Here is a 9367-nt window from a genome sequence, read left to right as displayed (position 1 = left end):
GTTATTATATGCTTTTCTTTTTCTCTTGCTGGCGCCAAGCCTGCCGGCCATGGCCTGCACCACCTGCAACCGTCCCTTACAAACCGCCATTTTTGACGCCGGTTTCACAAAGCTTTTCTTTTTCATGCTGCTGCCCTTTGCACTTGTATGGGTGGTAGTGTCCCGGTTGAACAAACTAAAGTAGGTATAGCCATGGCAACTCCAAATAGCCGGATAGAAGCTGGGAATACACGCCGGACAGGACCGCTCATCGCAGCAGCCACCCTGATAGGTATAGGCATGGGCGGTTTTGTGGATGGCATCATGCTGCACCAGATCCTGTAGTGGCACCAGATGCTATCGGCCAGACTGCCTCCGGATACTGTCCTCAACAAAGAGGTGAACATGTTCTGGGACGGCATTTTTCTTGCCTTCACCTGGCTGACCACAGCAGTAGGCATCTACCTGCTGTGGCACCTGGATTACAACCGGACTGCTGCCTTATCCGGGAAGATTTTAGGGGGAAGTCTCCTGTTTGGCTTCGGCCTGTTCAATGTGGTGGAAGGCATTCTGGATCATCATCTTCTCGTGCTGCACAATGTGCGGGAAATCAGTCCCGATCCTGCCATCTGGAACTATAGCTTTCTGATCATTTCGGTTGTCATGCTCGCCGTAGGCTGGCTGATCCTGCAGCAGGGCAGGAGAGAGGTACAGCTGGAGCAGGTTTAAGCTGCAGGTATAGAATAACTACTTTTTATTCTTGGCCTGCCTACTTCAAGCCTGCAGCATACAAACCTCGGCTGCCTCCCTTTGGATGAACCGCTTTCGCTGAGGATTCCATGCACGTTTTCTTCCTGCAGTTCCAGTACCCTGCTGTGCACGATACTCCGGGCTTCCCGGTACCAGGTATACCTTCCTGTTTTCCATACCCGAACAAGGAAATTATTGTATGAGAAATGTGTCCGGTTCCCGGTTGATACGGGGCTGCTGCTGCATTTCGCTTTTTATTCAAGTAGGATTTTTCATTCCAAAAATCCATCTATCCTATATTCTATAGGCAAAATATAGAACTCAATTAATAGATTTTCGTTAAGCGTGATGAGTTAGCTCAGTTTCAGGCTATATCAATCAGCTCTTTTGATGCTTTATGAAGAAAATTTACCTCCGTGGTGTACCATGGCTCTATTGGCTTGCTTTTTATTTCGTATCGTTCGTTTCTCTTCCATATTCTGCGGCTTACGCTAACAGCGCGGCTGCTATCCAACCATTTCTTGCTGCAGGTCCGACAGCCGTACAGGCGCGCCCTTCCTTAGTAGGAGCCATTACAGTTGAATGGAATGCAGTTTCCGGGGCTACCCAGTATATCGTGGAGTCGTCTCTGGTCAAAGACAAAAATTACCAGCTGCTGGCCACGGTCGCGGCTGTGTCGGGCAAAAGCGTGTACAGCTACCGCGATACCGGTCTGGGCTATAGCGAGGCCTACTTTTACAGGGTAAAGGCCGTAACCAGTTCCGGTGAAACAGAATACAGCACACCGGTAAGCGCAACCACGCATGCCGCCAGCAAGATCTTCAACATCATGCCTTTGGGCGATTCCAATACCTATGGCTCCAAATCAGGCGACACGCGACCCGAAAACCAGAAAATAGCTTACCGCAAACAGCTCTACGACCTGCTGACAGGTGCCAAAGCTAAATTCAGTTATGTAGGCAGTGAACATTCCGGAAGTGCTATTCTTGCAAACGATGCCAATGCCGGTTTTCCGGGGGCTCGCACCCTGGACATCCTGAGCCTGCTGAAGACCAGTAAGTACCAGAACCAGGCCAATGAAACCGTATCCCGGGGCAGCGGCACCTACCTCGATGCCTATCACCCGGACATCATCCTGCTGCACATTGGTACAAATGGGGGCATGTATGGGGTCACAGACGACGACCGGACTATTGCCGAAGTAAGTGCGATGCTGGATGAGGTAGATGCGTACGAAGCGCGGGCGAAGAAAGAAGTCACCGTCGTGCTGGCCCGCATCGTCAACCGCATTCCGCAGAGCGGAGCCGATAATTCCCCTGCTTATACCACTCGCTTCAATGATAAAGTCGCTGCCATGGCAGAGAAACGGATCAAAGAAACAAGCGATCAGGTGATCTTGGTGGACATGGAAAAAGGTGCGGGGCTTGTCTATAAATTTTCCACTGAGGGAGGGGATATGGACGATTATCTCCATCCTTCCGCATCCGGTTTCCAGAAGATGGCCAATACCTGGTTTACCGTGCTCAAACCGCTGCTGCAACCAGCCGCCGCGGATACAAAGGCGCCGGAAACAACCATTACCACGAAGCCGGCCGCTATCACAAACAGCAACTCCGCTACATTCGAATTTACGAGCAATGAAAGCAAGGTCTATTTTGAAACCAGCCTGAACGGGGCAGCCTACGCGACCAACGCGACTCCTCTCACGCTTAGCGGCCTGGCAGACGGCACCTATACCCTCAACGTGCGGGCGGTGGATGCAGCAGGAAACAAAGATGCCAGCCCGGCCACCTATACCTGGATCGTGATCACAGCGCCACCTACGGCTCCGGTTTTTGCAGCTGTTACGGAAGACAGAGGAATTGCTTCCGATGACCAGGTGACCTCTGACAATACTCTCCGGCTGTCGGGCAAAGCACAGGCAGGTGTCGAAGTCAAGGTAAGTGAGGCCGGGAAAGGCGTACTGGGTACCACGAAAGCAAATACCGCAGGCGACTGGGAATACAATTACGAAGGTACCGCGTTGGCGGAAGGCGCCTACCGGTTCACGGCCACAGCAACAGATGCAGCCGGCAATGTCAGTCCGGTAAGCAAGGCCTTCCCAGTTACCATCGACCTGAAGGCCCCGGGAGCAAGTATCATAACCGATGTGAAAGGTCCTGTGAAGCAGGCTTTCCCAATCAAGATACAGTTCACAGAGGAGGTGTACGGCCTGGCGGCAGCAGACCTGACTGTTACAAATGGTACACTCAGCGAGCTGGCCGCTGTTGACAAGTCTACCTACACTGCTACCATCACGCCACCGGCAGGTGCACAGGGTACTGCGAGCGTATCGCTGGCAGGAGGCAAGGTGACCGACCTGGCAGGCAACACAAACACGGTTTCAAATAAACTGGAAGTAGCCTATGATCTGAAGCGACCAAAGGTGGCCTTAAGCTCCGAGGCTCCTGCCCTTGTCAAAAGCCCTTTCACGGTCACTTTTACTTTTGACGAAACGGTTTCCGGCTTTGCCGCGGCTGATATAGCCCTAACAAACGCTGCGGTGAGTGACTTTGCTGCCGTGAGCGGAACTGTCTACACGGCCCGCATCACACCCGCTGCCGATGGGGAAGTAAGCGTAAACGTAGCCGCTGACAAAGCTGCCGATGCTGCCGGTAATGGAAACGAAAATTCCGCCGTGCTCACGCGCCTGTTTGACGTCGAGCCGCCGGCGGTAACGCTCAGCACTACGGCGGGCACGCTCACCAATGCGGCTTTCCCGGTAACGATCGCATTCAGTGAACAGGTAAGCGGCTTCACCCTGGACAAAATCACGGTCACCAACGGACGTGCTTCTGATCTGAAGAAGATCGACAATACAAGCTATACCGTCCTGGTGACGCCTGCTGCCGATGGTGAGGTCACGGTTGCCGTAAAAGCGGATGTGGTGGAGGACCTGGCAGCAAATGGCAACAAAGCATCCAATGTGCTCAAAAGCCAGAACGACGCCACGCCTCCAACTCTGGTGATCAACTCCGAGGCGCACGAACTGACCAATACTTCCTTTACCGTAAGCTTCCGCTTCAGCGAGCAGGTCGAAGGTTTCGAAATTACAGATATCACCCTGACAAATGCTACTGCCGCCAATTTCAGGCAGCTCAGCAAGGAAGAATATACAGCCCAAATTGTGCCCGCTGCAGATGGTGAAGTGACCGTTCGGGTGGCAGCCGGCAAAGCGCAGGATGCCGCCGCTAACCTGAACACGGCTTCCAACACACTCACGCATAAGTTTGACGCAACGGCTCCTGCCGGGTATACCATCGGGTTCGATCCGGACAAGGTGGAGTTCGCCAACCAGAAGAACGTTTCGATGACGGTCGCGGGGGCCGAGATTGGAGCTACTTATTTTTATAGCATTTCCAGCAGCAACGGAGGAGAAGCTGTGTCGGGGACAGCAGCGGCTACTGCCGCCGGGTTCCAGGTATCCAACTTAAACCTCGAAGGGCTGCGCGATGGTACGCTGACCGTTACGTTTTACCAAACAGATGCTGCCGGTAACCAGGGCAGGGAGGTAAAGGCCGAGGTGGTGAAGAATACGAAAAATATTACGGAGGTGAAGGCTTTGGCTTTGATCCGCGTTCCTTTCCGGACATCCTTTGAAGCCATTCCTTTGCCTGAAAAAGTAGAGGTGACCTACACGAACGGCGAAAAGGAGTCGCTGGGAGTGCAGTGGCAGAGCGGCACGTACGATGGCATGGTGCCGGGTGAGTATGCCCTTTCCGGGGAACTGCTCCTGCAATCAAACACGACGAACCAGGATGCCCGCAAAGCCAGCATACGCGTCGTAGTGGAGCCTAACCAGGCACCGACTGCGCTTGCTCTGAGTACTACCAGCTTTAAACCGGATATAAAACCTGCGGATGTGATCGGCAGTTTCAGCACCGTAGATCCCGATGACCAGACGCATACCTATACCCTGGTAAGCGGACAGGGAGACGCCCACAACGAACTCTTCGGAATTACAGGCAACGAACTGCACCTGAAGACCAACAGCGGCTTATCCGGAATCTCTTCGTTCAGCATTCGGGTCAGAAGCACGGACCCCTATCAGAATACGCTGGAGCAAACCCTTACCCTGAACAAATCGGTGTACCAGCCCGAAACAAAACTAAAGCTGGTCAATGCCTTCTCACCCGACAACGATGGCGTCAACGATACCTGGACAGTACCTGAACTGAAGTACTATGACCACGTCAGCATCCAGGTCTTCGACAGATCAGGCGTACGCTTGTTCCAGACGACAAACCCGGAAGAAGGATGGGATGGAAGAGGCCGTGATGGAGAAGTAAAGCAGGGGTCTTACTTCTATATCATCGAAGTGAAAGAGATCAACCTGGTTCAAAAAGGTGTATTAACCGTACTGAAGTAAACGAACATGAACAAGCATATCATTTTACCATTTTTAATGCTCTTTGCTATGGCTACCCAGGCGCAGAGCATCAAGCACGTCAGCAATTTTTCACAATACCAGCAGTATTACAACCCATCGCTTACAGGCTACGAAGGCACGGTGGCGAAAACGTTTTACCGGAACCAGTGGACCGGCTTTGAAGATGGTCCGAAAACAATCTTTCTGTCCGGTGAAATGGATCTGTCCGATCTTAAAGGAACAGCGAACAAGCGAAAGAATTTTCGTTTCCGGGATTCAGAGCGCAATTACCAGGGGGCGAAACATGCATTTGGATTATCAGCGCTGCAAGACCGTTTCGGCCCTTCGACAGAAACGCAGTTGTTCCTGAGCTACGGTACCAGTGTTCGGCTCTCCAATAAACTCAGCATACGCTGGGGAACGGCCCTTACCTACAACAACTACCGCTTAGACGGATCCACCCTCGTGGTAGACCAGGATGGCGACCCCAGGTACGAGGAAGTACAGGGCCAGGACAACCGCATCAGCAAAGTAGACGTCAACCTGGGGCTTGCCCTGACCGCCGGAAACTATTACCTGGGCTATGCGATGCAGGATGTGACGAAAGGCGATCTGATCACAATCGGGGATGACCACATCCAAAATGTCTATACCCGCAAGCACCTGGTGCAGGCCGGCTATCGCGCGAGCGTGACCGAGCAATTCGGCGTCATTCTCAACGGCATATACCAGTACGACCAGCGTGTGAAGCACAGCACAGAGGCCCAGCTGAAAGTGGTGTATCAGAACATGCTCTGGGTGGGAGGCGGCTACCGGCGGGACCTGGCTTATAACCTGGCAGCGGGCGTCAACTTCAGCCAGCTGCGCATCAGCTATGCCTACGAAACACCTGTACGGGAAGCAAGTTCTATCAACAAATCAACCAACGAAATCGGGCTCTCCTATACCCTGAGACCATCCGCTACAGCACGGAATGGCAGCTATGCCGTCTCCTTCTGGTAAGGAGGTAGTTCCACATTCGCAGCGACGGTCTTAGAGCTGTCGCTGCGAATATGGAAGCCGGGCATTCTGAAAAGATCTGACGGCGGTGCCGCCATACCTGGTTAGCAATCCTTAATTGTCTATTGCCTGGCAGGATAAACTTTCCGGTTCGTGTTGCAGCTGTTGATGACGGTTCTTTGGAATGAACTGAGCTTATCAGTTTGTGCAGGGAGACTTTAACAGGTATAGGTTCCTAAGTCTTGCGTATGGTTTGGAGCACTTCGGCAGGTGTACTGGAAGAAGTCACTTCCTTGAAATCCCCGCGTATGACTTTCAAAGAGGACCGCTCTTCCTCTATTTCCCGCCTCCACCGGATACCCAGGGCCCGCATGACGGTTACGGGCGGGCACCAGCCTTGCATGCCGTGCTGCAGCAGGAAAGTAGCCACAAGGCCCGGTACAACTAACCAGCGTTTGTTGACAAAAGCCCCCAGCAAGGTGCCTGTCAGTGCAAGCGTAGCGCCATTGACCTGCAATGTGCGTTCGATGCTCCATTCCTGATCCAGTTCACGGATACGCTCCGAAATGGCATCGCTGCCTTTCAGGCGGTAGCGGGAAATGCTTTTCCGGATAGATTGATCCGCATGCTGGTTAACCCCCTCCGTGGAGCTCTCCCTGGCACGGCCCTCAACCTCCTGTTCTGGATTTCTCATCATAAATGTATTCCGATATAGTATTTTGCTATACGTTGTCAGGTGAGGACTAAGTTGTACGAAACAAGCCGGAGAGTTAATTTTTAGAGGGATGGATACACGCTGGCTGCAACGTATCATTCAGGAACGTATCATTCAGGAATGTGCTGTTTTTGCGATAACTCTTTCACAAGATAGGAACAACCCCCAACTCACTTCATTGCTTTTTCTATAGATATGGTACGTTCGGTATACCTGGCGGAAGTACTATAGAACTAGGTTAATAGGTTTTGAGGTATACCCTGGAAGGACGGGACGAGGAGGGAAACTCTGCCGGTGGTTGGGACCTATTTGTGCTGCGCGTTGTAGCACATTAATGAAGTATCAGAACACAGGTAAATCGTTAAAATGAAAAAGCACAAAGTGAATAATAATACGTAGGTATACTAGAACAAAATATGGAATTGAAGACTGTGTAAGAACGAGTCAAACCGAATAGCCATAAAAATATTAACCTAAAAAAATACCAGTATGCCGCAGTATGTCATAGAAAGAGAAATACCGGGAGCAGGTGATCTGACTCCCGCACAATTAAAGGATATCGCGCAAACTTCATCTGCCGTACTCGAAAAAATGGGACCGGAGATTAAGTGGGAGCAGAGTTATGTGACCGGAAATAAAATCTACTGCGTTTACACAGCTCCGAACGCAGAGATGGTAAAAGAACATGCCCGGCAGGGCGGATTTCCGGCTGATGTTGTCAGCGAGGTTTCCGCGGTAATCAGTCCGGCTACAGCGCAATAAACTGCTTCTTTCAAAGTAAAATGGAGAAGGCATAACGGGCGGGAGGAGTTACTCTTTCTTTGCCAGGTCATCCTCATACCTGATCTCCGTCACTTCGACTTCTTCCTCCACGCGTCCCATGCGGAGTATGACGGTTTGCCCTAATTGCGCACCCGTGACGGCCCGGGCAATGGGGGCAACAAATGCAATGCGCCCTTCTTCCACAGATGCCTCGTCTACCCCCACGATGGTGAAGCGGCGTAGGGTGCCGGGTTTTCCTCCGCTCAGGGTGCGTAATGTGACGGTAGCGCCGAAACGGACTTCGTCGGCACGCTGGCTGTTCGTGTCTACCAGTTTGGCAGTCGCGAGCCGGCCGGTAAGAGCGCTGAGTCTCCCGTTGATGACGGTCAGTTGACGGGTCCGGTCGGCTTCATTCTCCCGGTTGGCTTCGATGAGGGTGCGCTCTGCTTCCAGCTCCGCCAGTTCGGCGCGTAACTTTTCCAGCCCGCGCGGAGTCACATAATTCGGGGTGCCCGGTGGCAGGGCGGCACGGGGTGGGATAATCGGCGGTTCTCCCGCATCGTCTTCTTTTACAAATGCTCGGCTCATGAACGAGTATACCGAAAGCGCATGGCGTATGTTACTTTGCCAGCCCTTTCGGTATACGAATCTCTTATCCGGAAATAATGCTGCTACATCGGCATGCGCAACTCAAACTCCTTGCCTTCCGGCACGGAAAGTTTGTAGCCTCTGATCCAGGGGTTGTAGAGGCGCAGCGTCTTGTAGTTGATGCCTTGCTCCAGGGCAAAAGCCGGCAAGTCAGGTATAGAAGCGCTCACCGTGATCGTTTTGGTAGGCAGGGCATTGTACCCCTGTTCAGGAGTTAATTCAAAACCGTATTTCTGTGGATTTCCCAGTACTTCTTTCAGCGCCAGGATGCGGAACATGTAGCGGGAGGTTTCGTCGTTCAGGTATAGGTCGTAGTAGTTGGTGACGCCCTGTTGCTTCATGGCACGGCTGATGCCGGCCATGCCCCGGTTATAGGAAGCAGCCGCATTTGTCCAGGTGCCGAAGCGGTCTTTGGCCTTCTTCAGGTAGCGGCAGGCAGCCAGCGTCGCTTTCTGTACATGATACCGCTCGTCCACTTCATCGTTTACCAGCATCCCATAACCCCGGGCCGTGTCCGGCATCAGTTGCCAGAAACCGGAAGCACCGGCAGGTGAGGTCACTTGCCCGAACAAACTCTCGGCCAGGGCCAGGTAAATGAAGTCTTCTGGTATCTCGTTTTCTTTGAGCAGTCGCTTGATTTCGGGCAGGTAGCGCTGCATACGCTTCAGGGCCAGCAGCGTACTGGTATGCAGGTAGGTGTTGGCGAGTAATTCGCGGTCCAGCCGCTCGGCAACATCGGGTACATGAAGCGGTACCGGCTCACCGGCAAATGTGATGGCATCGGGCAGCACCGGTGAGCTAAAGTATTGCCTGTTCGTTGAAAACCCGCTGTCCTTCGCTTCAGAAGGGGCAGCGCCCAGTTGCAAACTTCCCTGGCTGCAGAGTTGCAGCGTTAGTAGCAAGGCTACCAAAATCCATCCGTACTTTAATAAATGCTGTCCCATACTGTTCTCCTTTCTTAATTCCTGCCAATGATCCCTTAACTGCTCAGTTGCCGGTTTAATTTTCAAGATAAGGAAAAATCCTATAAACTTTAAGCATATGGGGTGCATTTCTCCACAGGATGATAAAACGATCACACCTTGAAACCAGAGTCGGCAGACTTA

Annotated in this window: 8 protein-coding genes; 5 read left to right on the top strand and 3 right to left on the bottom strand. The window is 52.4% G+C overall.

What is annotated here, in order from left to right; all coding sequences use genetic code 11:
- Positions 1-192: 192 nt before the first annotated feature.
- From OB13_RS13215 to OB13_RS13200, 4 genes are all read left to right on the top strand, one after another.
- Positions 193-324 carry a hypothetical protein gene (locus OB13_RS13215; protein WP_461490639.1) on the top strand — a complete coding sequence of 44 codons (132 nt, stop codon included), beginning with the start codon at positions 193-195 and terminating at the stop codon, positions 322-324.
- Positions 325-333: 9 nt separating this feature from the next.
- Entirely contained in the window at positions 334-708 is a 375-nt protein-coding gene (locus tag OB13_RS13210; protein WP_461490638.1) for a DUF2243 domain-containing protein, read from the top strand.
- Positions 709-1126: 418 nt separating this feature from the next.
- On the top strand, positions 1127-5137 hold the full coding sequence (locus OB13_RS13205) for an Ig-like domain-containing protein (protein ID WP_461490637.1): 4011 nt from the start codon (positions 1127-1129) through the stop codon (positions 5135-5137).
- Between the two features lie 6 nt (positions 5138-5143).
- Entirely contained in the window at positions 5144-6139 is a 996-nt protein-coding gene (locus tag OB13_RS13200; protein WP_461490636.1) for a PorP/SprF family type IX secretion system membrane protein, read from the top strand.
- Between the two features lie 232 nt (positions 6140-6371).
- Here the strand turns inward: OB13_RS13200 and OB13_RS13195 are convergent, their stop codons facing one another.
- Positions 6372-6833 carry a hypothetical protein gene (locus tag OB13_RS13195; RefSeq protein WP_461490635.1) on the bottom strand — a complete coding sequence of 154 codons (462 nt, stop codon included), beginning with the start codon at positions 6831-6833 and terminating at the stop codon, positions 6372-6374.
- Positions 6834-7340: 507 nt separating this feature from the next.
- Between OB13_RS13195 and OB13_RS13190 the strand changes: the two genes are divergently transcribed.
- Positions 7341-7613 (top strand): DUF4242 domain-containing protein, encoded by a 273-nt coding sequence (locus OB13_RS13190; RefSeq protein WP_461490634.1) that lies wholly within the window; start codon positions 7341-7343, stop codon positions 7611-7613.
- A 48-nt stretch (positions 7614-7661) separates the two neighbouring features.
- Here OB13_RS13190 and OB13_RS13185 read toward each other — a convergent pair whose 3' ends face one another.
- A complete protein-coding gene (locus OB13_RS13185) occupies positions 7662-8201 on the bottom strand; it encodes a GreA/GreB family elongation factor (RefSeq protein ID WP_461490633.1) in 540 nt (179 codons plus the stop codon).
- A gap of 83 nt (positions 8202-8284) precedes the next feature.
- The gene (locus OB13_RS13180; protein WP_461490632.1) at positions 8285-9205 is read right to left on the bottom strand and encodes a lytic transglycosylase domain-containing protein; all 921 of its coding nucleotides are present in this window, start codon (positions 9203-9205) and stop codon (positions 8285-8287) included.
- Between the last annotated feature and the right edge of the window lie 162 nt (positions 9206-9367).

Source organism: Pontibacter sp. HJ8 (genome assembly GCF_054824225.1).
Note: the sequence above shows the minus strand (reverse complement) of the source record. Positions and strands in the feature narration are given on the sequence as shown.

Excerpts from the sequence above, each read along its gene's own strand:
- OB13_RS13200 (WP_461490636.1), top strand. The coding sequence starts at position 5,144 with ATGAACAAGCATATCATTTTACCATTTTTAATGCTCTTTGCTATGGCT.
- OB13_RS13190 (WP_461490634.1), top strand. The coding sequence starts at position 7,341 with ATGCCGCAGTATGTCATAGAAAGAGAAATACCGGGAGCAGGTGATCTG.
- OB13_RS13210 (WP_461490638.1), top strand. The coding sequence starts at position 334 with ATGCTATCGGCCAGACTGCCTCCGGATACTGTCCTCAACAAAGAGGTG.
- OB13_RS13180 (WP_461490632.1), bottom strand. The coding sequence starts at position 9,205 with ATGGGACAGCATTTATTAAAGTACGGATGGATTTTGGTAGCCTTGCTA.
- OB13_RS13215 (WP_461490639.1), top strand. The coding sequence starts at position 193 with ATGGCAACTCCAAATAGCCGGATAGAAGCTGGGAATACACGCCGGACA.
- OB13_RS13195 (WP_461490635.1), bottom strand. The coding sequence starts at position 6,833 with ATGATGAGAAATCCAGAACAGGAGGTTGAGGGCCGTGCCAGGGAGAGC.
- OB13_RS13185 (WP_461490633.1), bottom strand. The coding sequence starts at position 8,201 with ATGAGCCGAGCATTTGTAAAAGAAGACGATGCGGGAGAACCGCCGATT.
- OB13_RS13205 (WP_461490637.1), top strand. The coding sequence starts at position 1,127 with ATGAAGAAAATTTACCTCCGTGGTGTACCATGGCTCTATTGGCTTGCT.